General features: G+C 61.5%; 14 protein-coding genes. 9 read left to right on the top strand and 5 right to left on the bottom strand.

The genetic code is table 11. From position 1 onward, the window contains the following. Positions 1 to 112: 112 nt before the first annotated feature. Both RS887_RS03550 and recQ read right to left on the bottom strand, forming a co-directional pair. A complete protein-coding gene (locus RS887_RS03550; RefSeq protein WP_150724407.1) occupies positions 113 to 547 on the bottom strand; it encodes a MarR family transcriptional regulator in 435 nt (144 codons plus the stop codon). 119 nt (positions 548 to 666) lie between these two features. Beyond that, a complete protein-coding gene (gene recQ / locus RS887_RS03555) occupies positions 667 to 2,793 on the bottom strand; it encodes a DNA helicase RecQ (protein WP_322614396.1) in 2,127 nt (708 codons plus the stop codon). Positions 2,794 to 3,066: 273 nt separating this feature from the next. Between recQ and RS887_RS03560 the strand changes: the two genes are divergently transcribed. The 4 genes from RS887_RS03560 (at position 3,067) to lapD (ending at position 6,830) form a co-directional block, all read left to right on the top strand. Next, entirely contained in the window at positions 3,067 to 3,654 is a 588-nt protein-coding gene (locus tag RS887_RS03560) for a YecA family protein (protein ID WP_008023664.1), read from the top strand. Between the two features lie 10 nt (positions 3,655 to 3,664). Beyond that, the gene (locus RS887_RS03565; RefSeq protein ID WP_322614397.1) at positions 3,665 to 4,060 is read left to right on the top strand and encodes a YbaN family protein; all 396 of its coding nucleotides are present in this window, start codon (positions 3,665 to 3,667) and stop codon (positions 4,058 to 4,060) included. A 100-nt stretch (positions 4,061 to 4,160) separates the two neighbouring features. Beyond that, the gene (gene lapG / locus RS887_RS03570) at positions 4,161 to 4,868 is read left to right on the top strand and encodes a cysteine protease LapG (RefSeq protein WP_322614398.1); all 708 of its coding nucleotides are present in this window, start codon (positions 4,161 to 4,163) and stop codon (positions 4,866 to 4,868) included. Between the two features lie 21 nt (positions 4,869 to 4,889). Continuing rightward, positions 4,890 to 6,830, top strand: a complete 1,941-nt coding sequence (lapD, locus tag RS887_RS03575) for a cyclic di-GMP receptor LapD (protein WP_322614399.1) — start codon at positions 4,890 to 4,892, stop codon at positions 6,828 to 6,830. Positions 6,831 to 6,936: 106 nt separating this feature from the next. Here the strand turns inward: lapD and RS887_RS03580 are convergent, their stop codons facing one another. Beyond that, positions 6,937 to 16,365: a retention module-containing protein gene (locus RS887_RS03580; RefSeq protein ID WP_322614400.1), complete on the bottom strand. Its 9,429-nt coding sequence runs from the start codon at positions 16,363 to 16,365 to the stop codon at positions 6,937 to 6,939. Positions 16,366 to 16,952: 587 nt separating this feature from the next. Between RS887_RS03580 and RS887_RS03585 the strand changes: the two genes are divergently transcribed. Genes RS887_RS03585 through RS887_RS03595 form a run of 3 tightly spaced genes read left to right on the top strand, consistent with a single transcriptional unit; the run spans position 16,953 to position 21,855 of the window. Beyond that, entirely contained in the window at positions 16,953 to 18,317 is a 1,365-nt protein-coding gene (locus tag RS887_RS03585; RefSeq protein ID WP_322614401.1) for a TolC family outer membrane protein, read from the top strand. 16 nt (positions 18,318 to 18,333) lie between these two features. Then, a complete protein-coding gene (locus tag RS887_RS03590; RefSeq protein ID WP_322614402.1) occupies positions 18,334 to 20,490 on the top strand; it encodes a type I secretion system permease/ATPase in 2,157 nt (718 codons plus the stop codon). 9 nt (positions 20,491 to 20,499) lie between these two features. After that, positions 20,500 to 21,855: an HlyD family type I secretion periplasmic adaptor subunit gene (locus RS887_RS03595; protein ID WP_322614403.1), complete on the top strand. Its 1,356-nt coding sequence runs from the start codon at positions 20,500 to 20,502 to the stop codon at positions 21,853 to 21,855. A gap of 144 nt (positions 21,856 to 21,999) precedes the next feature. On the opposite strand, the gene RS887_RS03600 is transcribed toward RS887_RS03595, so the two are convergent. Further along, positions 22,000 to 22,596, bottom strand: coding sequence for a tRNA-uridine aminocarboxypropyltransferase (locus RS887_RS03600; protein WP_322614404.1), 597 nt, complete (start codon positions 22,594 to 22,596; stop codon positions 22,000 to 22,002). Between the two features lie 4 nt (positions 22,597 to 22,600). After that, positions 22,601 to 23,494, bottom strand: a complete 894-nt coding sequence (locus RS887_RS03605) for a LysR family transcriptional regulator (protein WP_007972518.1) — start codon at positions 23,492 to 23,494, stop codon at positions 22,601 to 22,603. A gap of 347 nt (positions 23,495 to 23,841) precedes the next feature. Here RS887_RS03605 and speB point away from each other — a divergent pair, with 347 nt between their 5' ends. Next, the gene (gene speB / locus RS887_RS03610; RefSeq protein ID WP_085729068.1) at positions 23,842 to 24,792 is read left to right on the top strand and encodes an agmatinase; all 951 of its coding nucleotides are present in this window, start codon (positions 23,842 to 23,844) and stop codon (positions 24,790 to 24,792) included. A 9-nt stretch (positions 24,793 to 24,801) separates the two neighbouring features. Continuing rightward, positions 24,802 to 25,224 (top strand): YybH family protein, encoded by a 423-nt coding sequence (locus tag RS887_RS03615; protein ID WP_008018245.1) that lies wholly within the window; start codon positions 24,802 to 24,804, stop codon positions 25,222 to 25,224. Positions 25,225 to 25,278 lie beyond the last annotated feature (54 nt).

Raw genomic sequence — 25,278 nt, forward strand, 5'->3', positions numbered from 1 at the left:
CTACAGAAACCATCCGCACGCGTTCGTACATCCGTTACGAACACGATATTGCCGAGTAGTTCTTATAGTTCGCCCAATGCGCTCTCTCAAAAATCTGGCGTTCGGTTATGCCTCAGGATTTTTCAAGGTTGCCCAGGATGTGTCCGTGAACCCGCATGCACACCTTCAAGTCCGCCTCATCGACGCCTTCGAACAGTTCGTGACGCAGCTGCGTGGCAATGGTTTCAATTTGTTCGATCAGGGGACGCGCCGGCGCGCAGAGAACGATTTTCTTCGCCCGGCGGTCTTCCAGCACTGCCTGGCGTTGCACCAGCCCCTGGCTTTCCAGGCTGTCGAGCAAACGGGCCAGGGTCGGGCCTTCGACGCCGACGCTTTGTGCCAGCTCACGCTGGGTCGGTGCTTCATCGAAACGTGCCAGGTGCAGCAGCACCAGCCAGCGCGCCTGGGACAAGCCCATGCCCGCCAGCCGGCGGTCCAGTTCGGCACGCCAGCCGCGGGACATCTGGGCCAATTGCATGCCAAAGCGGTGTTGATCGGTTAACGGCATAAAACACTCATGATCAGACTGAAATAAATTAAAACTAATTATTAGTCAGCTAAGCATGAGCCTCGACTTGAGGCAAGACTTGATCTGTACTGAATCGTTACATCAGCACTACAGATGTCTCAAATCTCGAATTCCGACTGCAAGGCAGCCCGTACGCAGTACAAAACCCCTTCCGGCACCCGGCCCGCGAACAGCGCAGCGATCTCGGAAACCGGCGGCAACTCGCCTTCGCCGTCGAGGAAAGCGTCCTGGACTTCCCCCATCAGATCTTCAGGCAGGTCCAGCGCCTGCTCCAGCGACAACTGCTGCTTGCCGATCGCCTCGGCCAGCATGGTGTAGACGTTCTTTTCCGAGCACTGCAACTGACCGGCAATCTGCACCGGCGTCATACCGGCCCGCGCCAGAGTGATCAGCTCGTGACGCACGTCGGCCACCACTTTCGGCGCCTCGACCTGGCCGCCGAGCACTTCGAGGAAGGCCTCGCCATAACGCTCCAGTTTGCGCGCACCGACGCCACTGACCCTGGCCATTTCCGCCAGCGAGGTCGGCTGGCTGCGGAGCATTTCCAGCAAGGTCGAGTCGGGGAAGATGACGTACGGCGGCACGCCATGTTCTTCGGCGAGCTTGCGCCGCAGGGCACGCAGGGCTTCCCATTGTTCGCGCTCCTCGCCTCGGACCAGTTGGCTTGCCTGGCTCTTGCTGCTTTTCGCCACGGTTTGCGCCTTGAGATCGCGGCGCAATTCCAGGGTCACCTCGCCCTTGAGCAGCGGCCGGCAACTGTCGCTCAGGCGCAAGCCGCCGTAGCCTTCGAGGTCGATGTCGGCCAGACCACGGGCCACCAGCTGGCGGAACAACGAACGCCATTCGCCCTCCGCCATCGCCTTGCCGACCCCAAACACCGAGAGGTGCTGATGGCCGATGCCGCGGATTTTTTCGTTGTCCTTGCCCAGCAACACGTCCACCAGGTGTCCGACGCCGTAGCGCTGGCCGGTGCGGTAGATCGCCGACAGCGCCTGACGCGCAGGCTCGGTGGCATCCCAGGTCTGCACACCGTCGACGCAGTTGTCGCAATGACCGCAAGGCTCGGGCATGTCTTCGTCGAAATAGGCCAGCAGCGTTTGCCGGCGGCAGTGGGTTTCTTCACAGAGCGAGAGCATGGCATCGAGCTTGTGTTGCTCCAGGCGCTTGTGGCGCTCGTCGCCTTCGGAGTTCTGCAACATCTGCTTGAGCATCACCACGTCTTGCAGGCCGTAGGCCATCCAGGCGTCTGCCGGCAGGCCGTCACGGCCGCCACGACCGGTTTCCTGGTAGTAGGCCTCAAGGGATTTCGGCAAATCGAGGTGCGCGACAAAACGCACGTTGGGCTTGTCGATGCCCATGCCGAAGGCCACCGTCGCGACCATGATCAGGCCTTCCTCATTGAGGAAGCGTTTCTGATGGTAGGCCCGCAGATCGTTGGGCAGACCCGCGTGGTACGGCAGCGCCGGGAAGCCTTGCTCGCTGAGGAATGCGGCGACCTCCTCGACTTTCTTGCGCGACAGGCAATACACGATGCCCGCATCGCTACGGCGTTCGGCGAGGAACGCCAGCAACTGCTTGCGCGGCTGCTCCTTGGGCACGATGCGATAAAAGATGTTCGGCCGGTCGAAGCTCGACAGGAAGCGCTCGGCGTCTTGCAGGTGCAGCCGGGTGACGATTTCTTCCCGGGTACGCTTGTCGGCCGTGGCGGTCAGGGCGATGCGCGGTACGTCGGGGAACATTTCCGCCAACTGGCCCAATTGCAGGTATTCCGGACGGAAATCGTGACCCCATTGCGACACGCAGTGTGCTTCGTCGATGGCGAACAGGGCGATGTTCAGCCCTTGCAGAAATGACAGCATGCGCGGCTGGACCAGTCGTTCCGGTGCCAGGTAGAGCATTTTCACTTCACCGCGGCGGATGCGGGCGGCGAGGTCGCGCTGCTGTTCGGCGCTGAGGGTGGAGTTCAATGCGGCGGCGGCCACGCCCAGCTCTTCGAGGGTGGCGACCTGATCGTCCATCAGCGCGATCAGCGGCGAGACCACCACCGCCAGGCCTTCGCGCAGCAGCGCCGGAACCTGGAAGCACAGGGATTTGCCACCACCGGTAGGCATCAGGACCAGGGCATCGCCGCCACTGGCCACGCGCTCAATGATTGCACCCTGGCGGCCACGGAAACTGTCGTAGCCGAAGATGTCCTTGAGGACGCGTTGAGCCTGTTCGAGCATAAAAACTCCAAAAATCACCGAAACATCCCTGCAAGGCTGGTTCAGAACCCGCAAGGCTGCACCGACAAATCGTAAGTGCGCATTGCATGTCGCTTCACATTTCAGCCGTGAGGCCAGCAGGGCATCACAAAACGCGCGAGTATACCCGAGCCCCGTCCGGCAAAGGGCACCGCTGAGAAGACACATCGATGCGCAAATATGCCGTGCGGCTGGCCCAAGCGCTCAAGAAGGCCTAGAATTCCCGCATCGAACATTCCCCAAGGTAGTCCTTTAATGTCCTTCGCTGAGCAACTAACCCGCCTGCAAGTCTTCCTCGACGCTGATGAACTGCATGACGAGGCGCTGGACTACGTGGCCGCCCACGGCTACCTCACTGCGCTTTCGATCTGTTCCGAAGCGGTTCCCGAGCGTGAATGGATCGACGCACTGTTCGCCGAAGAGCCGCACTACAGCAGCGAGGCCCAGCGCGAAGAGATCGAAGCCACGCTGATCGGCCTCAAGGCCCACATCGCCCGCCAACTGGCCTCCGACGAAGAGTTCGAGCTGCCGTGCGACCTGGACCTGGGCGATGAGCCGGACGATTCCGAACTGCGTGGCTGGTGCATCGGCTTCATGGAAGGCGTGTTCCTGCGCGAAGAAGCCTGGTTCGAAACCGCCGAAGACGAAGTCAGCGAAATGCTGCTGCCGATCATGGTCGGTTCGGGCCTGTTCGACGAGCAACCGGAGTTCTCCGACATTGCCGCCGATGCCAACCTGATGGACGACATGATCGTGCAGATCCCGGAAGCCCTGACCGCGCTGTACCTGCTGTGCAACGCACCAGACGAAAAACCGGCGATTCTCAAGCCCCGTCACCACTAAGGTTCTGCCTATGGACAACCCCATAGGCAACCGCCCCCTGATGTTGCGCTACGTGCTGCTGGCCATCGGCTGGCTGAGCGTAGCGCTGGGGGTGATCGGGATTTTCCTGCCGGTATTGCCCACCACCCCCTTCCTGCTACTGGCGGCCGCCTGCTTCGCCCGCAGCTCCCCGCGCTTCTATCAATGGCTGGTTGAGCATCCACGGCTTGGCCCATGGATCCGCGACTACCTCGACGGCAACGGCATCCCGCTCAAGGGCAAGGTCTACGCCATCGGCCTGATGTGGGCGAGCATCCTGCTCTCCTGCTATCTGGTGCCGCTTCCCTGGGCTCGGGGGTTCATGCTGACCAGTGCGGTGCTCGTGACGATCTACATCCTCAGGCAAAAAACCCTGCGTAACACCTGAAGTCTCCCTGGCTATTTGTGGCGAGCCCCGTCCGACGACCTGCCCTGCCCCGGCAAAAACTCCACCTAAACTTCACCCATCTACACTCGAGCAGCCAGACATGGCCCGCAGTCTGCGTAGTCCAGGATGGCCAGCGCTCCGACTTCGGCTCGGCGGCTGGTGGCTGCTGGCGGGTTTGCTACCCACCGTATTCAACGGGGTCCGGGCCGATTGGGATTTCGCACAGATTCTGCAACCCGTTGAAAAACGCTACGGCCCGTCGGGACCGGCACGAAACCGGATCGAGGCGTGGAGTCAAATGCTGCAAAGTGCACGCGGCGCGCCCGAACGTGAGCAGCTCAACGCAGTGAACCGCTTCTTCAATCAGCAGTTGAATTTCCAGGACGATACGCGCATCTGGCAACAGGCCGATTACTGGGCCACCCCCGTCGAAGCCCTGATCAAGGGCGCCGCCGATTGCGAGGACTATGCGCTGGCGAAGTATTTCAGCCTGCGCCAACTCGGCATTCCCAGCGAAAAACTGCGCATCACCTACGTCAAGGCCCTGAGCCAGAACCAGGCGCACATGGTGCTGACGTTCTACAGTTCGCCCACGGCCGACCCAATGGTGCTGGACAACCTGATCGGCGAAATCCGCCCTGCCTCCCAACGCAAGGACTTGCTGCCGGTGTACGCCTTCAACGCCGAAGGCCTGTACCTGCCAGGCAAGAATGGCGGCCAGCGCAGCAGCGACTCGAAAAAGCTGTCGCGCTGGCAGGACGTGTTGAAAAAGATGCAGGCCGAAGGGTTCGACATCGGCGACGGCTGACCGCCAGGCAAGGAGCGATGTATGACAATGCGTAAACAGTTGTTCCTGGCCATCTGCCTGTTCCTGCTGGTGGCGTTCAGCGGCAGTTTTTTTGTCAGCCTGGAAAGCTCCCGCGAGCAAACGCTCAGTCAGTTGCGCGCCCACGCCCAGGATGCAGCCACCGCGCTGGGGCTGTCGCTGACGGCACAGGTCGATGACCCGGCAATGATGGAGCTGATGGTCAGTTCGATTTTCGACAGCGGCTATTTCAGCAGCATCCGCGTCATCAGGCTCCAGGATAAGCAACCCCTGGTGGAACGCAACACACCGACAAAAATCGACGGCGTGCCTGACTGGTTCGTCAATCTGGTCAACCTGCGCCCGGAAGGTGGCGACGCCTTGGTCATGCGCGGCTGGGAACAACGGGCACGGGTTGAAGTGCTGAGCAATCCGCAATTCGCCCTGGCCAAGCTCTGGGACAGTACCCTCGGCAGCCTGATCTGGCTGCTGTTGTGCGGGCTGTTCAGCGCCGTGATTGGTGGATGGATGCTGCGCCGGCAATTTCGTCCCCTCGACAGCATGGTCCGGCAAGCTGAAGCCATCAGTAACCGCGAGTTTCTCAGCCTGCCGAAACTGCCACGGACACCGGAACTGAAACGGGTGGTGCTGGCCATGAACCAGATGGTCGAGAAGCTCAAGGCCCTGTTCAGCGAAGAAGCTGCGCGCAGCGAAAAACTGCGGGCCGAGTCCTATCTGGACAGCCTCACGGGCCTGGCCAACCGGCGCCTGCTCGACGAGCAACTGGCCGACCATTTACGCGAGTGCGAACTGAGCCGCGATGGCCATTTGCTGATGTTGCGGATCAACGACCTGAACGGGCTCAACCAGCGCCTGGGCGGCCAGCGGACTGACGCGCTGATCGGTGCCGTAGGCGAATTGCTCAAGCGTCTGACTCAATTGCCCGAGCGTCGTACCTGGCTGGCGGCACGCAATCGTGGTGGCGAATTCAGCCTGCTGACACCGGGTCTGGACGCTGAACATGCCGTGCGCCTGGCCGCCGATGTCAGCGTCAGCCTGGAGAACCTGCGCCTGATCGGCGCCAGCGATTGCATGCCCGTCGCCCACCTGGGCGTTGTCGCCTACCGCCCCGGTGAGCCGATCGGCACCGTACTCCTGCGCCTGGATCAGGCACTGACCGAATCCCGGCAACATCCCGAGCGACCCTGGGTGTATTTGAGCCATCGTGACACCGCGCCGAATCACACCCAGCACGACTGGCGTACCTGGATCGACGATGCCCTGACCCAAGGCAAAATGCAGTTGTACTTCCAGCCCGTCGTGCAATGCGCCAACCCCGGCCAGGTGCTGCATCACAAAGTACTCGCACGCCTGCTCGACCCACAGGGCGAGGCGATTGCCGCCGGGCATTTCCTGCCGTGGATCGAGCGTCTCGGTTGGTCGGCACGTTTCGACCTGGCGATGCTCGAGGCCACGCTGGACGACCTGGTGGCCAAACGCAGGCCCTTGGCACTGAGCCTGTCCGGGAGCACCCTGCGCGACCCGGTGCAATGGCGAACAATCCTCGACCTGCTCGACTCCCTACCGGAACTGGCGCCGCTCCTGACCCTGGAAATCGACGAAAGCCAGTTGCCCACCCCCGACGAACTGCAGCGTCTGAGCCACAGCCTGCTAGACACTGGTTATCGAATGGGCCTGCAACACTTTGGCGGGCGCTTCAGCCAGATCGGCAACCTCACCCAATTGGGCTTGGCGTATCTGAAAATCGACGGTGCGTACATTCGCGGCATCGACGAGCAGACTGACAAGCGACTGTTCATCGACGCGATCTTTCGTGCGACCCACAGCATTGATTTGCCGCTGATTGCCGAGATGGTCGAAACGTCGGGGGAGTTGGTGGCCATCACAGAGCTGGGTGTTTTCGGCGCGATGGGGCGGTTGATCGGGCCGCCGGAGTCAACCTGACCAGGTAGCCAACTCAACTTCAGCCAAGGCTTCCCGGTCAGACTGGCTCCCTCAATAAACCCGCCACCCCTTCACAGGGTGGCGGTTTTTTTAGTGGGCCTTCGGGTCACACGGTATCCACCTTCAGCGAGTGATCGTTGAGCATGCCGTTGATGATGGTCGCAGTGTCATGCCCGCCCGCGATCACCCCACCCGCCCCCGGCGTTACACCGTAATAACTGGCGAGGTTGACGCCGGCCAGGTCGATGGTCTGGTTCGGCGTGGCCCCGGCCATGGCGCTGACGCCGATGCTGGTCACTGTCGACGGCCCGCTACCGGTGACGGTGAAGTGCAGGTAGTCATCCAGCGACGCCGTGGTGCCGTTTTCCCCTTGCAGCAGCTGCGACAGGTCGAGCTTGTCGGTGCCGGGCGTGAAATCGGTGATCACATCGTGGCCACTGTTGCCCTTGAGCCACTGGAGCATGTCGGCCCCTGCCCCGCCGGTGAGGGTGTTGTTGCCCAGGCCACCGATCAGCAAATCATCACCGCCTCCGCCGTTGAGGATATCGTTGCCCAAGCCGCCGTTGATCACGTTGTTATTGTTGTCGCCGGTCAGGGTGTCGTTGAAGTTCGACCCGACCAGATTTTCGATGCCCATCAGAGTGTCCGTGCCCGCGCCGAGGGTGTTTTGCGCAGCGAGCAGGCTGAGATTGACCGTCACCCCGGCGGTGGCGTGGGCATAGCTGGCGGTGTCGATGCCCGTACCGCCGTCGAGGATGTCATTGCCCGGGCCGCTGTAGAGCCAATCATTGCCGGCGCCGCCGTGCAGTTCGTTGTTGCCGGAGCCGGCGGTGAGCACATCGTTGCCATCGCCGGCATTGAAGATGTTGTTGCCCGTGCCCGCCACCAGTACGTCATCCCCGCTGGTGCCAGTGAGGGTGTGCCCATCCTGATAGCTGATGGTCAGGTTGGCCGAGTCGCTGCCGCCATGATTGTCGTTGGCGGTGTAGGTGCCGTGGTAGTCCGGGGTGACATCGTGTGCTCCGGCGTAGTTGACGGTCATGGTCAACTGATAGTTTTCCGCCGCATTCGTATTGCCGTTACCGGGGTCGGTGATGTTGGTCATGTGGATCTGGTAAGTGCCGTCCGCGCTTGCGGTGATGGTGCCGCCATCGGCGATGTTTACGAACGCCCCACCGTTGAGCGAATACTCCATCGTGACGTGCCCGGCTGCCAGGTTGTGATCAAGGTTGAGCGTCTCACCTTGTTTCAGCTTGACCGTGATGAGGTCTTCATCGTTTGCATTGGAGTTGGACACTGCGCCGAGATAGCCACTGACCACCAGCACCGCCGTCATGGTCGCCGCGTTGGCCGCAAAGGCATTGCGCACGTTTGCCAGACTCTGGTTGGCGGAGTTGTTGTTGGTGCCGGTAAAGCCGATCGCGCCGGTGCCGGTGAAGTCCGCGCCCTTCGCTATCCAGCCGGTGTTGAAGGAGGTCGGTGTCGCCGAGAGTTGATCGCCATTGGGGTCAGTGTCGTTGGCCAGCAACAGTTCGCCCGGCACCACGATGGTGCCCGAAAGCACGTTGGTGATGACGTTATCGTCGGCGGCCACTGGCGGTGCATTCGGAATGACTTTGACCGTCAGGGTGGAACTGACCAGGTCACCGTCGTTGTCGCTGGCGGTGAATCCGATGTTCTCGGTGATCAACACCGACGTGGTTTTCTGCGAAATGTAGGTGTAGTCGCCGGTATCCAGGTTGATCAGCAAGGTACCACTGTTATTGGTGGCAATACTCAACGTATTGTCCAAGGTGTTGAACGTGCCATGGTTGAGCCCGCCGCTGAAGTTCAGTGAGCCCTGATTGCTGTTGCCGCTTGGATCGTAGGTGTACGTGGTGCCGTCCACCGTAATGGTTTTGATAAAGCCGCCATCGGCGCCGAATGAACCGCCCTCGCCCAGCAGCGAACCGGTCACCGGTGCGCCGATCACAGTGCCGGACAGCACCGAGTTGAGCTGGTTGAGGTCGGTCACCACCACCGCATTGGTGTCGGTGTGGCTGCTGCCGTCATAAGCCAGTGGATTGAGGTTGGCATTGGTCACGCCGCTGCCCAGGCCGATCGCGTAGTTCTTGATGTTGTTGGCATCGAGGAAGACTTTCAGCGCGGTTTCGTCGGCGGTGCCGATTTCCAGGCCGGTGTTGGGCTTGCCGTCGGAGAAGAAGTAGCCGACGTTTTGTGCACCGGTCAGTTTGCCGGAGGTAATGAACGCGGTCTGCATGGTCGCCACGGCAGCGTCGTAGTTGGTGCCGCCGTTCGCGGTGAGGCCGGCGAGCAGTGTCTTGGCGGTCGCGACATCGACCCACACCGAGGTCATGTCGGTGGCACTGCTGCTGAAGGTGACGAGCTGCACTTTCACATCGCCAAGGTCGTCGTATTTATCCAGCAAGGCGCTGATGGCCTGCTTGGCCAGAGCCAGCCGCGACAGGCCCGACACGCCGGAAGGGTCGGCCATGCTGCCGGAGACGTCGAGCACGATCAGCAGGTTGGAATCGATCTCCACCGCCGCCACAGAGCGATCCGTTGCCACCGCCTTGGGCACGTCATCGACAATGTTGACCACGATCGTGCTGGTGCTGCTGTTGCCCAGCGCATCGGTGGCTTTGTAGGTGAAGCTTTCACTCAGGCTGTTCGGTCCATCGTTGGCATTCGGCGAAGTTTTTGGTGCCGAGGTCAGGGTGTAGGTATAGCTGCCGTCGGGGTTGAGCAGGATCTGCCCGTAGGTGCCGGTGGCGCTGCCGACCAGGGTGTAGGTGAGCGCGCCACTGCCACCCGAGACCGAACCGACCAGGGTGCCGGACGCGGTTTCGCCAGCGTTGCCCGGGGCGCTGCCGATGACCGTACCGGCGGCCAGGTCCTGGCCATCCTTGCTCAGGTCGAGGGCTTTTTCGTAGACCGTCACGTCGCCGTCGGGGTTGGCCTTGATCGTGCTGTTGGCGACGTCGATGGTGATGGTGGTGGTGCTTTCATCGCCATCGGAATCGCGCACGGTGTAGGTGAACGTATCAGTGGCCCCCGCATCGCCGACCGAATTCTGATTGCTGTGATACACCGCGTTGCCGTTGGCATCGAGGGTCAGGTAGCCATAGGTGCCATTGATCTGGTTGCCCAGCCCGCCGATCGCTGACGTCGAGGTATTGCTTCCGGCACGCACGCCGACCACCGTCGCCGGACCATCGGCGCCGCTGACGTCGTTGCCCAGCACACTGATGTTGACGGTGCCGCCCTCCACTACCGACGACGAATCAGGTTTGGCGCTCGGCAAGTCATCGACGATGTTGACGTTGATCTGTCCGGTCGCACTATCACCGTCCGTATCGGTGGCCACGACGTTGAAGTTCTCGGTCAGGCTGTTGGCGCCGTTGGCCGTTGGATGGGCTTCGTTATCGTTCAGGGTGTAGCTGTAGCTGATGACACCGCTAGCCGGGTTGAAACCGGTGACGGTCAGCGTGCTGCCCAGTGGTGTGGTGATCGATTGCGGGAAGCCAGCGGTCACGCCACCGGTGATCACGGCAATGCCGCCGACGGTCAGGGTTTGCAGGCCATCGAGGGCGGTCACGGTGAAGGTCCCGCTCTGCGTCAGGGCCGGCACGCTGGGGCTGCTGCCATCGCTGAGGTTTTTCTCGTAGACCGTCAGCTCACCGCCATTCACGTCGAGGCCGTTGAGGGTCACCGGATCGTCGTTGTTGTGGACGTTCAGCACCAGGTTCGCGGTGCTGCTGTCGCCGTCGGCATCGGTGATCATGTAGGTGAAGGTTTCGCTGCCGTTGCCACCGCCGTGCAGGGCCTTGAAGTCGGCATCGCTGGTGTTGAGGGTGTAGGTGTAGGTGCCGTTGGCATTGAGCACCAAAGTGCCGTAAGTCCCGGTGAAGGTGCCGGGGGTGATCGGGCCGGCGTTTGCGCCGAGCGCAACCCGGTCCGCGCCTTGCACGTCGTTGCTCAGCACGTTGCCACTGAGGGTCAGCAAGGTTTCCGAGGCGGTACTGGCGTTGCTGTCGTACACGCCCTTCGGCAGGTCGTCGACGATGTTCACGTCGAGTGAGCCGGTGGCGGTGGTGCCGTTGTCGTCGACCACGGTCACGGTGAACTGTTCAGGCAGGCTGTTGGCGCCGTTGGCGGCCGGGTGGGCTTCGTTGTCCACCAGGGTGTAGCTGTAGCTGACCACGCCGGTCGCCGCATTGAACCCGGTGATGGTCAGCGTACTGCCCAGCGGGGTGGTGATCGACTGCGGGAAGCCGGCGGCCACGCCGCCGCTGACTACGGCGATGCCGCCGACGGTCAGGCTGGTGACACCGTCCAGGGCCGTGACGGTGAAGGTGCCGCTCTGGGTCAGGGCCGGTGTGTCCGGGTTGCTGCCATCGCTGAGGTTTTTTTCGTAAACCGTCAGCTCACCGCCATACACGTCGAGGCCGTTGAGGACCACCGGATCGTCGTTGTTGTAGACATTCAGCACCAGGTTCGCGGTGCTGCTGTCGCCGTCGGCATCGGTGAGGGTGTAGGTGAAGGTTTCAGTGCCGTTACCGCCGCCGTGCAGGGCTTTGAAATCCGCGTCGCTGGGGTTGAGGGTGTAGGTGTAGGTGCCGTTGGCGTTGAGCACCAGGGTGCCGTAAGTGCCGGTGAAAGTGCCGGGGGTGATCGGGCCGGCGTTTTCGCCGAGTGTCACCCGGTCGGCGCCTTGCACGTCGTTGCTCAACACGTTGCCAGTGAGGATCAGCAAGGTTTCCGAAGCGGTGCCATTGCTGTCGTACACGCCCTTCGGCAGGTCGTCGACGATGTTCACGTCGAGTGAGCTGGTCGCGGTGGTGCCGTTGTCGTCGACCACGGTCACGGTGAACTGTTCAGGCAGGCTGTTGGCGCCGTTGGCGGCCGGGTGGGCTTCGTTGTCCACCAGGGTGTAGCTGTAGCTGACCACGCCGGTCGCCGCATTGAACCCGGTGATGGTCAGCGTACTGCCCAGCGGGGTGGTGATCGACTGCGGGAAGCCGGCGGCCACGCCGCCGCTGACTACGGCGATGCCGCCGACGGTCAGGCTGGTGACACCGTCCAGGGCCGTGACGGTGAAGGTGCCGCTCTGGGTCAGGGCCGGTGTGTCCGGGTTGCTGCCATCGCTGAGGTTTTTTTCGTAAACCGTCAGCTCACCGCCATACACGTCGAGGCCGTTGAGGATCACCGGATCGTCGTTGTTGTAGACGTTCAGCACCAGGTTCGCCGTGCTGCTGTCGCCGTCGGCATCGGTGAGGGTGTAGGTGAAGGTTTCACTGCCGTTGCCACCGCCGTGCAGGGCTTTGAAGTCCGTGTCGTTGGGGTTCAGCGTATAGGTGTAGGTGCCATTGGCATTCAGCACCAGGGTGCCGTAGATACCGGTGAAAGTGCCGGGAGTGATGGGACCCGCGCTTTCGTCGACCGCTACCCGGTCAGCGCCTTGCACGTCGTTGCTCAGCACATTGCCGTTGAGGGTCAGCAGGGTTTCCCAGGCCGTTGAAGCATTGCTGTCGTACACACCTTTTGGCAGGTCGTCGACGATGTTGACGTTGATCTGCCCGGTCGCACTGTCGCCGTCCGTATCGGTGGCCACGACGTTGAAGTTCTCGGTCAGGCTGTTGGCGCCGTTGGCCGTTGGATGGGCTTCGTTATCGTTCAGGGTGTAGCTGTAGCTGATGACACCGGTCGCCGCGTTGAAGCCGGTAATGGTCAGCGTGCTGCCCAGTGGTGTGGTGATCGACTGCGGGAAGCCGGCGGCCACGCCGCCGCTGACCACGGCGATGCCGCCGACGGTCAGGATTTGCAGGCCATCGAGGGCAGTCACGGTGAAGGTCCCGCTCTGGGTCAGGGCCGGTGTGTCCGGGTTGCTGCCATCGCTGAGGTTTTTTTCGTAAACCGTCAGCTCGCCGCCATACACGTTGAGGCCGTTGAGGATCACCGGATCGTCGTTGTTGTAGACGTTCAGCACCAGGTTCGCCGTGCTGCTGTCGCCGTCGGCATCGGTGAGGGTGTAGGTGAAGGTTTCACTGCCGTTGCCACCGCCGTGCAGGGCTTTGAAATCCGTGTCGTTGGGGTTCAGCGTATAGGTGTAGGTGCCATTGGCATTCAGCACCAGGGTGCCGTAGATGCCGGTGAAAGTGCCAGGGGTGATCGGGCCGGCATTTTCGCCGAGCGTTACCCGGTCGGCGCCTTGTACGTCGTTGCTCAGCACGTTGCCGTTGAGGGTCAGCAGGGTTTCCGAGGCCGTTGAAGCATTGCTGTCGTACACGCCTTTTGGCAGGTCGTCGACGATGTTGACGTTGATCTGCCCGGTCGCACTGTCGCCGTCCGTATCGGTGGCCACGACGTTGAAGTTCTCGGTCAGGCTGTTGGTGCCGTTGGCCGTTGGATGGGCTTCGTTATCGTTCAGGGTGTAGCTGTAGCTGATGACACCGGTCGCCGCGTTGAAGCCGGTAATGGTCAGGGTGCTGCCCAATGGCGTGGTGATCGATTGCGGGAAGCCCGCAGCTACACCGCCGCTGACCACGGCGATGCCACCGACGGTCAGGGTTTGCAGGCCATCGAGGGCGGTCACGGTGAAGGTGCCGCTCTGGGTCAGCGCCGTGGCATCCGGTGCGCTACCGTCGCTGAGGTTTTTCTCGAAGACGGTCAGTTCGCCACCCTCGACGTTCAATCCACCAATCGTCACCGGGTCGTCGTTGTTGTGGATTTGCAGCACCAGGTTCGCGGTGCTGCTGTCGCCGTCCGCATCGGTGATGGTGTAGGCGAAGGTTTCGCTGCCGTTACCGCCGCCATGCAGGGCTTTGAAGTCCGCATCGCTGGTGTTGAGCGTGTAGGTGTAGGTGCCGTTGGCATTCAGTACCAGGGTGCCGTAAGTGCCGGTGAAAGTGCCGGGAGTGATCGGTCCGCTGTTTTCCCCGAGCGTCACCCGGTCGGCGCCTTGTATGTCGTTGCTCAGCACGTTGCCGTTGAGGGTCAGCAGGGTTTCCGAGGCGGTGCCATTGCTGTCGTCCACGCCCTTCGGCAGGTCGTCGACGATGTTCACGTCCAGTGAACCGGTGGCGGTGGTGCCGTTGTCATCGACCACGGTCACGGCGAACTGCTCAGGCAGGCTGTTGGCGCCGTTGGCAACTGGATGGGCTTCGTTATCGACCAGTGTGTAGCTGTAGCTCACCACACCAGTCGCTGCGTTGAAGCCGGTGATGGTCAGGGTGCTACCCAGTGGCGTGGTGATCGATTGCGGGAAGCCCGCAGCTACACCGCCGCTGACCACGGCGATGCCGCCGACGGTCAAGGTGGTGACACCGTCGAGAGCGGCGACGGTGAAGGTGCCGCTCTGGGTCAGCGCAGTGGCATCCGGTGCGCTGCCGTCGCTGAGGTTTTTCTCGAAGACGGTCAGTTCGCCACCCTCGACGTTCAATCCACCAATCGTCACCGGGTCGTCGTTGTTGTGGATCTGCAGCACCAGGTTGGCGGTGCTGCTGTCGCCGTCGGCATCGGTGAGGGTGTAGGTGAAGGTTTCAGTGCCGTTACCGCCGCCGTGCAGGGCTTTGAAATCCGCGTCGCTGGTGTTCAGCGTGTAGGTGTAGGTGCCGTTGGCGTTGAGCACCAGGGTGCCGTAAGTCCCGGTAAAGGTGCCGGGAGTAATAGGTCCGCTGTTTTCACTGACCGGTACCCGGTCGGCGCCTTGTACGTCGTTGCTCAGTACATTGCCGTTCAGCGTCAGCAGGGTTTCCGAGGCGGTGCCATTGCTGTCGTCCACGCCATTGGGCAGGTCGTCGACGATGCTCACGTCGAGGCTACCCGTGACCGTGGTGCCGTTGTCGTCGACCACGGTCACGGCGAACTGCTCAGGCAGGCTGTTGGCGCCGTTGGCAGTTGGATGGGCTTCGTTATCGACCAGTGTGTAGCTGTAGCTCACCACACCAGTCGCTGCGTTGAACCCGGTGATGGTCAGGGTGCTACCCAGTGGCGTGGTGATCGATTGCGGGAAGCCCGCAGCTACACCGCCGCTGACCACGGCGATGCCACCGACGGTCAGGGTGGTGACTCCGTCGAGGGCGGCGACGGTGAAGGTGCCGTTCTGGGTCAGCGCCGTGGCATCCGGTGCGCTGCCGTCGCTGAGGTTTCTCTCGAAGACGGTCAACTCGCCGCCCTCAGCGTTCAATCCGCCAATCGTGATCGGGTCATCGTTGTTGTGGATCTGCAGCACCAGGTTGGCGGTGCTGCTGTCGCCGTCGGCATCGGTGAGGGTGTAGGTGAAGGTTTCAGTGCCGTTACCGCCGCCGTGCAGGGCTTTGAAATCCGCGTCGCTGGTGTTCAGCGTGTAGGTGTAGGTGCCGTTGGCGTTGAGCACCAGGGTGCCGTAAGTCCCGGTAAAGGTGCCGGGAGTAATAGGTCCGCTGTTTTCACTGACCGGTACCCGGTCGGCGCCTTGTACGTCGTTGCTCAGTACATTGCCGTTCAGCGTCAGCAGGGTTTCCGAGGCGATGCCATTGTTGTCATCTACTGCTTTGGGCACGTCGTCGATGATGCTGATATCCAGCGTACCGGTAGCGCTGTCGCCATTGCTGTCGATGGCCACCAGGGTGACGTGCTCGGTAAGACTATTGGCCCCCTCGCCGCTGGCATGGGTTTCGGCGCGGTTGAGGGTATAGCTGTAACTGACCACGCCCGTGGCCGGGTTGTAACCGGTGAAGGTCAAGGTACTGCCCAGAGGGGTGGTGATCGACTGCGCAAAACCTGTCGCCACACCGCCGCTGATCACGTTGATTGCGCCGATGCTGAGGCTGGTCAGCCCGTCTGGCGCATTGATGGTGAAGGTGCCGCTTCGCGTCAGCGAGCCATCGTTCCTCGCCGAACCGTCGGCCAGGTTGGCTTCATTGACGCTCCGCTCGCCGTTCTGCTGCGACAGGCCTTCGAAGGTGACCGGATTGTTCGGCGCCTGCGGAACCACCGGCGCCACCACAGGGGCAGCGGTCTCTACAACGTTGTTGTCCGGATTTGCGTTCAGGCGTTCTTCGGGAAGTACGGGAATGCCATTGAAACCGGCAGTGGGGAAGCCAATGGTTGGGTCGACTCGCCCGCCCACTTCTTCGAGCATGACGAAACTATGACCACTGCCCTGGATACCACCCGGTACACCGGTAGTCGTGGCAGGTCCGGCAGCGGTGGCTTCAGCGGTTTGGGTCGGGTCGTCGCCCGCCGCAATGGCTTTTTGCAGTTGTTCGACATCCGTCAGCTGAGTTTCGCTCGGCGTCACCGCTTCATGCGGGTCCACATGGGGAATCTGATTGGCGAGCAGCTGCGGTGTCATTTGCATGCTGCTGTCACGCCCGAGGGTCAGCTCCTGGCCATTTTGCAGATGCACCGCCACCGCGCCTTCAGCGCCGGTGCTCAGTTGGTCGCCGGCGAACAGCCGGTCCCCTTCGACCAAAGCACGCCGGGTGCCGTCGCTCGCGACCGCGAACACCTGACCGATGACCTTACTGACGATGCCGATGAGCGTAGCCATGTGCACTTCCTCCGCTGCCAACCGCTGTCGGCACCTTGTTTGCGCGAAGAACATGCTCATGGCTCAAACGGGTTGTCTGGCGGATCGTGTTCCGGGTACCGGTTTACATGAGTAAGCCGTGGCCCTGGCAACGATCTCGCCCAGCCAGTCGCTCACGGCGCTGTTTACGATTTTGGGAAAAACCCTCTGCAATCAATGGCATCGGATCCCTGTGCGCAACAACGTTGCCTGTGAGCGATGCGTAGCGATCCTGAATCACTCAAGTGACAAAAAACCGTCGCCACCAGATCGCTCGCGTCCCTCCCCTCCAGCACTTCTCCGCCCTATGTCGATAAGTGGATTGGAATTTTCCTCAAACCCCGAAAAGCGCCCTAGCGCCCATAAAACAAGGGCTTTCGCATTGAACAATGTGCTGGATTTCGCAGAGCGCATAAGTTTTTTTTTGCATAGTCGTTATGAAAAAAATTTCTTAGCTACGCTCCAGAATGTTCTTAGCTCTTTTGTTAAAGACGTGAAACAACTTCACCTATAAATATCGTCAAATTATTGGCGATTGATAAGCACCATCAGCAATCAGGGAGATGTACATGCGCCTATTAACCCCCCTCTGCAGCGCGGTTCTTTTGGCCATGGCCTGCTCGTCCCAGGCTCAGGCCATGACGCTGACCGAAGCGATCCAGAGCACCATCGCGACCCACCCGGAGCTGGCATCACGGGTGGACAGCCGCCTGTCGGCTGATGAGGACGTGAAGGTCGCCAAAGGGGGCTTTTATCCATCGGTTGATCTGAACGCCGCCTACGGGCGCGCGTACAGCGATAACACCAATACCCGGGCGCTCACCCCCAGCGGGCACAACACCGAAACCCTGAACTACACCCAGTCGGAATTGCGCCTGCGACAAATGCTCTTCGACGGGTTCAACACTTCCAATGAGGTCGAACGCACCAAAGGCGTGGTCAACTCGCGAGCCTATTACGCTCAGGGTACGGCTCAGGATCTGGCCCTGCGCACCACCGAGGTTTACCTCGAAGTGCTCAAGCGCCGCGAACTGGTGACACTGGCCAAAAACAACCTGCAAGCGCACTTGCGGGTCAACGACCAGATCGGCCTGCGCACCCAGCGCGGCGTGGGCAGCAACGCCGATGCCGACCAGTCCACGGCTCGCCGGGCACTGGCGGAAAACAACCTCGACACCGCCGAAGTGGATCTGGCTGACGCCGAGTCGAACTTTTACGCCGTTGTAGGGCGTATGCCCGATGAACTCGAAACCCCGCCATCGATTCGCGGCGAAGTCCCTGCCTCCCTGCCCGAAGCCCAGCAGAGCATGGTGGAAAACAACCCTTACCTGAAATCCGCCCAGGCCGATGTGCAATCGGCCGAAAGCCAGTACGAAGTCGCCAAGTCGCCGTACTACCCGCGCTTCGACGCCGAGGCGGCAGTGGGCGCGAACAACAACGTGCAGGGTGACGAAGGCCACGACAACGAATGGCGGGTCGGCGTGCTCATGAACTACAACCTGTTCCGCGGCGGCAGCGACAAGGCGCGCCTGGCCTCCGACTCGCACAAGATCAACCAGGCCATGGACATCCGTAACAATGCCCTGCGCCAGCTCAACGAGAACATTCACCTGGCCTGGAACGCCATGGTCAATGCCAAGAAACAGACCCCGACCGCCCGTGAATACGCCGACACCAGCAAGCGCGTACGCATGGCCTACCAGGATCAGTTCGGCCTCGGTCAACGGACTCTGCTGGACCTGCTCGACAGTGAAAACGAACTCTACAACGCTAACCGTCGCTACACCGAAGTGCGCTACACCGAAGAGTTTTCGATGTACCGCGTCCTGGCGAACATGGGCCAGTTGTTGAGCAAACAACGGGTCGTGCTGCCCGCCGACGCGATTGCCCAGACCGAAGTGAAAAACGAAGCTCGGCTGCCTGAAATGAAGTAGTGCATGGGAGGGTTCAATGACCAGCATGGAACCCGGCAACCCCGGTGTCGATCCGCGCCTGAGCTTCGATGACCCGCTTCTGGACGGTCTGTTGATCCTCTGCAAACTCCACGGCGCGACGGTCAGTCGCACCAGCCTGAGTGCCGGGCTGCCCATGGCACACCAACGCCTGAGCCTGGACCTGCTGCCCCGTGCAGCGGCCCGGGCCGGTTTGCAGGCGCGCTTGCTGCGTCGTGACCTCAAAGACATCTCTGCGCTCAACCTGCCCGTGCTGCTGTTGCTCGACAACGGCCGCACGGCCGTCCTGCGCCGTTATGGCGAGGATGGCAAGGTGCTGATCCTGCCCAGCGAAGCCGACGGCGGCGAACAATGGCTCAGCCCTGAGGAGCTGGCCAAACACTACAGTGGCCAGGCGCTGTTTGCCCGTCCACGCCACGAACTCGAAGACTTGCGCTCGCCGCTGGTGCCTCGCCAGGCCTGGTTCCGCGATACGCTGAAGCTGTCGAAATGGCTGTACAGCGATGCGATTCTGGCGAGTTTCCTGATCAACCTGCTGGGGCTGATGGTGCCGCTGTTCGTGATGCAGACCTACGACCGCGTGGTGCCGAACCAGGCCACTTCGACTTTGTGGGTGCTGGCGATCGGTCTGCTGATCGGCACTGCTTTCGAACTGGTGCTACGGATCGTGCGCGCGCACTTGCTGGATACCGCCGGCAAGAAAACCGACGTGATCCTGTCGGCCACACTGTTTGAGCGCATCACCGGCATGGCAATGAAAGCGCGACCAGCGACCATCGGGGGTTTTGCCCAAAGCATTCATGACTTCCAGGGCTTGCGGGAATTTCTCACCGCCGTGACCCTCACCAGCCTGATCGACCTGCCCTTCTGCCTGCTGATGCTGCTGGTGATCGGCCTGCTCGGAGGCTGGCTGGTGGTGATCCCGATACTGGCGTTTCCCATCACCATCATCTTCGCCATGGTGATCCAGGTACGCCTGCGCGACACCGTGCAGAAAAGCCTCAGCCTCGGCGCCGAACGCCAGGCGTTGCTGATCGAAACCCTCAGCGGCCTGGAAACCCTCAAGGCCTGCAGCGCCGAAAGCGAGCGCCAGCACAAATGGGAAAGCACCCACGGTGCCCTCACCCGCCTCGACAGCCATGCGCGCAACCTCTCGGCCCTGGCCACCAACGGCACCTTGTTCATCCAGCAGTTGTCCGGCATGGCGACCATCGTCGCCGGGGTCTACAGCATCATCGCCGGCAACCTCAGCGTCGGCGCCCTGGTGGCCAGCTACATGCTCGGCAGCCGGGTATTGGCGCCACTGGGGCAAATCGCCGGCCTGATCACACGCTACCAGCAAGCGCAACTGACCATGAAAAGCACCGACGCGCTGATGGGCCTGCCCCAGGAACGCGACGCCAGACAACGGCCGCTGGAGCGCACCCAACTGCAAGGCGCGCTGGATGTTGTCGGCGTGACCTTCCACTACAACGGCCAGAGCTCTCCCGCCCTGGCCAATGTCGGTTTCAGTGTGAAACCTGGTGAGCGCGTCGGCATCATCGGCCGCAGCGGCTCAGGTAAAAGCACCTTGGCGCGACTGGTGATGGGGTTCTATGAACCGGATGAAGGCCAGTTGCTGATCGATGGCCTGGACCTGCGGCAACTGGACGTCGCCGACCTGCGCCATCAAATCGGTTACGTCGCCCACGACCTGCCGCTGCTGGCCGGCAGCCTGCGCGACAACCTGACCCTCGGCGCGCGCTATATCAGTGACTCACGCATGCTCGAAGTGGCGGAAATGACCGGCGTCACCGAACTGGCCCGGCAACACCCGCAAGGCTTCGACCGGCCCGTGGGCGAACGTGGGCAACTGCTGTCCGGCGGCCAGCGCCAGGCGGTATTGCTGGCCCGGGCCATGTTGCTCGACCCGCCCATCATGCTGCTCGACGAGCCCACCAGCGCCATGGACAACAGCAGCGAAGACGTCCTGAGGCAAAAACTCCACGGCTGGGTCCAGGGCAAAACCATCCTGCTGGTGACCCACCGCACCTCGATGCTGAGCCTGGTGGATCGCCTGGTGGTGCTGGACAACGGGAGGATCGTCGCCGACGGTCCGAAAGAAGCGGTCATCGATGCACTGCGCAAGGGCCGCGTCGGCTCTGCGGCAGTCTAGGAGTCGTCCATGTCTGCCGATCAAGGGTCCCGTGGCTACTTCGACAGTTTCAACAAAAGTGCCGAAACCGAGTTCATGCCGGAAACCGCTGGCGCCTCGTTGCAGGACTCACCGCGCTGGTCGCGAATCACCGTGTGGCTGGCCGCCGCGCTGCTGGTCAGCGCACTGCTCTGGGCCAGGTTCGCCGTGTTGCAGGAAGTGACCATGGGTGAAGGCAAGGCGATTCCGTCGAGCAAAGTCCAGGTGATCCAGAACCTGGAGGGCGGCATCGTCACTGAAATTTTCGTTCGTGAAGGACAAATGGTGAACAAGGGCGACACCTTGCTGCGCCTGGATGACACGCGCTACCTGTCGAACAAGGGCGAAAGCGAAGCCGATCGCTTTGCCTTGACCGCGCAGGTCGAACGACTTTCGGCCGAAGCCGAAGGCCGGCCGTTCAAGCTGTCAGAAGAAGTGATCGCCAAGGCGCCGCAAGTGGCTGAAGACGAGCGCTCTCTGTACGAACAGCGGCAACGCCGATTGGCCAGCGAACAACGTACCCTGACCGAGCAACTTCGGCAAAAAACCCAGGAGTTGGCGGAGTTTCGCTCGAAACAGGGTCAATTCAGTTCAAGCCTGGCGTTGTTGCAGCAAGAGATGAACATGTCCGCACCACTGGTGGGCACCGGCGCGGTATCACCGGTGGAAATTCTGCGCCTCAAACGCAGCGCGGTGGAGATTCGCGGCTCATTGAACGCCACCACCCTGGCGATTCCCCGGGCGGAATCGGCAATCAACGAGATCAAAAGCAAGATCGACGAGTCGGAACAGACCTTCCGTTCGGAAGCCGCCAAAGAGCTGAATGAGAAACGCACCGACCTGTCGAAAATCACGGCATCGAGCATCGCCATCGACGACCGCGTGACCCGTACCACCGTGGTCTCGCCGGTTCACGGCATCATCAAGGTGTTGAAGGTCAACACCATCGGCGGCGTGGTCCAGCCCGGCAGCGACATGGTGGAAATCGTGCCGCTGGAAGACAACCTGCTGATCGAAGCCAAGGTGCGGCCACAGGACGTTGCATTCCTGCATCCGGGCCAGAAAGCCATGGTCAAGTTCAGTGCCTACGACTACACCATCTACGGCGGCTTGAGCGCCAAACTGGAGTTGATCGGCGCCGACACCATCACCGACGACAAGGGCAACAGTTTCTATCTGATTCAGGTGCGTACGGACAAAAACCATTTGGGCGGGGACGTAAAACCGCTGCTGATCATCCCGGGGATGGTGGCGACGGTGGACATCATTACCGGGGAGAAAACGGTGCTCGATTACTTGCTTAAACCGGTGCTCAAGGCCCGGACCGAGGCGATGCGGGAGCGGTAGTCCTTGTTCGAAAATTGCAGTGATTGAACCGGCCTCATCGCGGGCAAGCCCGCTCCCACAGCGTTTAGTGGTGTTCCACTTTTTTTGTGTACGACGCAACCCCTGTGGGAGCGGGCTTGCCCGCGAAGGGGCCGGCATTGACGACTACTTCGACCCATGATTACGCAGGTAAACCTCCTCCCCCATTGCCGCAATCTGCCCCTCGATCAAGGCTTCGAACGGCCTGAGCAATGGCGCAAAAGAGGTCGGTGCCTCAAGGGTTTCAAGCGCCTGCACAATCGCCTCCACCGTCGACAATGCACCCGGCCCCGGCGCCTTGCGCAGACGATAACGGGACACACCGCCCTCGGCCAGCGTCACCCTCGGCAACGCCGCCAGCAGCGGATTGAGGTGCAACATCTTGCGTGCCTTGCGCCAGGTGCCGTCCGGGACGACCAGCAACAGCGGTTCGTCTGTCGCGGCACAGGCTTGCATCGGTTGCGCTTCTTCGCCGGGAAACAACAAGCGCGCCTGATACCCCGGCCGGCTCAACAATGTCGGCAAATCCTCGAACACCTCCCCCACGATCAACTCGGCATTGTTCAAGCCCAACGCCGCCAGCCGCGCCGTATTCAGTGCATGGTTCACTTCGCTCGGATGTTGCAACAGCAACACGCGGGTGCGGCTGTCGAGGCTCGGGATCAATGGGCACAGGCAGTGGCTTTGCGGACGCAGGCACCGCGAGCATTGGATTCTGGACATCTTCTCAGGCCTGATTGAGTTGGGCTTTAAGCAAGTCACGGAACGTCTGGATCAGCGGCTCGCGGCTACGACCCCGACGCACGATCATCGAGAACGGCGCCTGATAACCGAAGGTCGCCGGCAGCAACACACGCAAGTCACCCTTGTCGGCCCAGGCCTGGGCGTAGTGCTCCGGCAGGTAGCCAATGTAGGCGCCGGACAGCACCAGAATCAACTGGGCCTCCATACTTTCCACGGTCGCGGCACTGTGCTTGAAACCGTGACGCGCCAGTTCAGCCTGACTCCAGTAGCCGCGACCGACCATGCGCTGCTGGGTGATGACTTGCTCGGGAATGCGCCGCTCGTTGAACAGCGGATGCCGCGTGCTGCAATACAACCAGTGTTGTTCACGGTACAGCGGCATGTACACCAGGCCGCTCATGCGCGTGGAAAACGCGCCGATGGCCAGGTCGAGGCGGTTGTCTTGCACCCCGAGTTGCAATTCGTAGGGGCTCATCACCGACAGGTGCAAGTGCACGGCCGGGTGTTCCTGGCTGTAGGCACCGATGGCTTCGGCAAACGGCAGGGCCTTGTCGCTGACGGTGGAGTCGATGACCCCAAGGTTCAAGGTACCGCGCAACTCGCCCTTGAGGGCCGCGGCGTATTGCTCGAAACCTTCGAGCTCGCCCAACAGACGCAGGGTTTCCTGATGAAACAGTTCGCCCTTGCTGGTCAGGCTGAAACCGCCACGACCGCGATGGCAGAGCACCAGGCCGAGGGCCGCTTCGAGCTGGCTCATGTAGGTGCTGATGGCCGACGTCGAGAGATTGAGCTCCTGCTGCGCGTTGGCGAAACCCTGGTGTCGCACCACGCTGACGAAGATGCGCAATAGTTTCAGGTCGGGTAAAGCGTTGGCCATGAGGGGCTCCAAACATTCAGCTGAATCTGGGTTGCGGCAGCTACGTTCCTGTAGGAGCTGCCGCAGGCTGCGATTTTTTGATCTTGCTTCGTTCGGCCATGAAACCGCCGAAAAGTAAAAGATCGCAGCCTGCGGCGGCTCCTACAGGGTTATTCATCAGCCATTACGTGAGTGGTGAAGTCTATCGCCGACTTCGCCATTAGTTTAGAAAAATCTGAACTAAGTATTTGCCCGTAGCGATTCTTCCCGGCCACTACATTTCGCAGAATCGGCGCCACAAGGTGCGCCCGTACTCCCGTGAACGGTGCAACCGACATAAATAAAACAACGACGATGAGGCCCTACCCGTGGACAAGATTCTTCACCAACCACTGGGCGGCAACGAAATGCCGCGCTTCGGCGGCATCGCCACCATGATGCGACTCCCCCACCTGGAAACTGCTGCCGGCCTGGACGCTGCCTTCGTAGGCGTGCCGCTGGACATCGGTACCTCGCTGCGCCCCGGCACCCGTTTCGGGCCTCGCGATATCCGCACCGAATCGGTGATGATCCGCCCTTACAACATGGCCACCGGTGCTGCACCGTTCGACTCGCTGTCGGTTGCCGACATCGGCGACGTGGCGATCAACACCTTCAACCTGCTGGACGCCGTTCGCATCATTGAAGAAGCCTACGACGACATCCTCGAACACAACGTGATCCCCCTGACCCTGGGCGGCGACCACACCATCACCCTGCCGATCCTGCGTGCCATCCATAAAAAGCACGGCAAGGTCGGCCTGGTGCACATCGACGCTCACGCCGATGTGAACGATCACATGTTCGGCGAGAAAATCGCCCACGGCACAACCTTCCGTCGCGCCGTTGAAGAAGGCCTTCTGGACCCGGACCGTGTCGTACAGATTGGCCTGCGCGCCCAGGGCTACACCGCTGATGACTTCAACTGGAGCCGCAACCAGGGCTTCCGTGTGGTTCAGGCCGAAGAGTGCTGGCACAAATCGCTGGAGCCATTGATGGCTGAAGTCCGCGAGAAAGTCGGTGGCGGTCCTGTCTACCTGAGCTTTGACATCGACGGCATCGACCCGGCCTGGGCTCCTGGCACCGGCACCCCGGAAATCGGAGGTCTGACGACCATTCAGGCGATCGAGATCGTTCGTGGCTGCCAAGGCCTCGACCTGGTCGGTTGCGATCTGGTAGAAGTCTCGCCCGCTTACGACACCACTGGTAACACCTCGCTGCTGGCCGCCAACCTGCTGTACGAAATGCTCTGCGTACTGCCTGGCGTAGTCCACCGCTGAGGATGGGCCATGAACGAACGTGATCAGGTTCTCAAAGCCGCCGCCGATCTGGTGTCCGCTTTTGCCCGTAACGATCGCGAAGCCTACTTCGGCGCGTTCAGCGCCGATGCCAGCTTCGTCTTCTACACCCTCGAACAGCCCCTGCTGTCGCGCGACGCCTATCAGGCGATGTGGGACAGCTGGCGCGCCGAGGATGGCTTCGAGGTGCTCTCGTGCACCTCAAGCAACGCTTTCGTCAGCCTGCAGGGTGACGTGGCGATTTTTATCCATGACGTAGCCACCGAGCTGCGCATGCAAGGGGAGCAGCACTTTAGCCAGGAGCGCGAGACGATTGTTTTCAGGAAACAAGCGTCTGGCCAAGAACAACAAGGCCTATGGCTGGCCTGTCACGAACATTTGTCCGCGATGCCGGAAGGGCTGCCAACCCCTTAGCCAACACAGGTGACGCTCACGCACGATGAGCGCGCCTTTATGATCGGAGCTGAT

This window comes from Pseudomonas sp. BIC9C (assembly GCF_034541995.1).
Classification (GTDB): domain Bacteria; phylum Pseudomonadota; class Gammaproteobacteria; order Pseudomonadales; family Pseudomonadaceae; genus Aquipseudomonas; species Aquipseudomonas fluorescens_CC.

Excerpts from the sequence above, each read along its gene's own strand:
- RS887_RS03550 (WP_150724407.1), bottom strand. The coding sequence starts at position 547 with ATGCCGTTAACCGATCAACACCGCTTTGGCATGCAATTGGCCCAGATG.
- recQ (WP_322614396.1), bottom strand. The coding sequence starts at position 2,793 with ATGCTCGAACAGGCTCAACGCGTCCTCAAGGACATCTTCGGCTACGAC.
- RS887_RS03560 (WP_008023664.1), top strand. The coding sequence starts at position 3,067 with ATGTCCTTCGCTGAGCAACTAACCCGCCTGCAAGTCTTCCTCGACGCT.
- RS887_RS03565 (WP_322614397.1), top strand. The coding sequence starts at position 3,665 with ATGGACAACCCCATAGGCAACCGCCCCCTGATGTTGCGCTACGTGCTG.
- lapG (WP_322614398.1), top strand. The coding sequence starts at position 4,161 with ATGGCCCGCAGTCTGCGTAGTCCAGGATGGCCAGCGCTCCGACTTCGG.
- lapD (WP_322614399.1), top strand. The coding sequence starts at position 4,890 with ATGACAATGCGTAAACAGTTGTTCCTGGCCATCTGCCTGTTCCTGCTG.
- RS887_RS03580 (WP_322614400.1), bottom strand. The coding sequence starts at position 16,365 with ATGGCTACGCTCATCGGCATCGTCAGTAAGGTCATCGGTCAGGTGTTC.
- RS887_RS03585 (WP_322614401.1), top strand. The coding sequence starts at position 16,953 with ATGCGCCTATTAACCCCCCTCTGCAGCGCGGTTCTTTTGGCCATGGCC.
- RS887_RS03590 (WP_322614402.1), top strand. The coding sequence starts at position 18,334 with ATGACCAGCATGGAACCCGGCAACCCCGGTGTCGATCCGCGCCTGAGC.
- RS887_RS03595 (WP_322614403.1), top strand. The coding sequence starts at position 20,500 with ATGTCTGCCGATCAAGGGTCCCGTGGCTACTTCGACAGTTTCAACAAA.
- RS887_RS03600 (WP_322614404.1), bottom strand. The coding sequence starts at position 22,596 with ATGTCCAGAATCCAATGCTCGCGGTGCCTGCGTCCGCAAAGCCACTGC.
- RS887_RS03605 (WP_007972518.1), bottom strand. The coding sequence starts at position 23,494 with ATGGCCAACGCTTTACCCGACCTGAAACTATTGCGCATCTTCGTCAGC.
- RS887_RS03615 (WP_008018245.1), top strand. The coding sequence starts at position 24,802 with ATGAACGAACGTGATCAGGTTCTCAAAGCCGCCGCCGATCTGGTGTCC.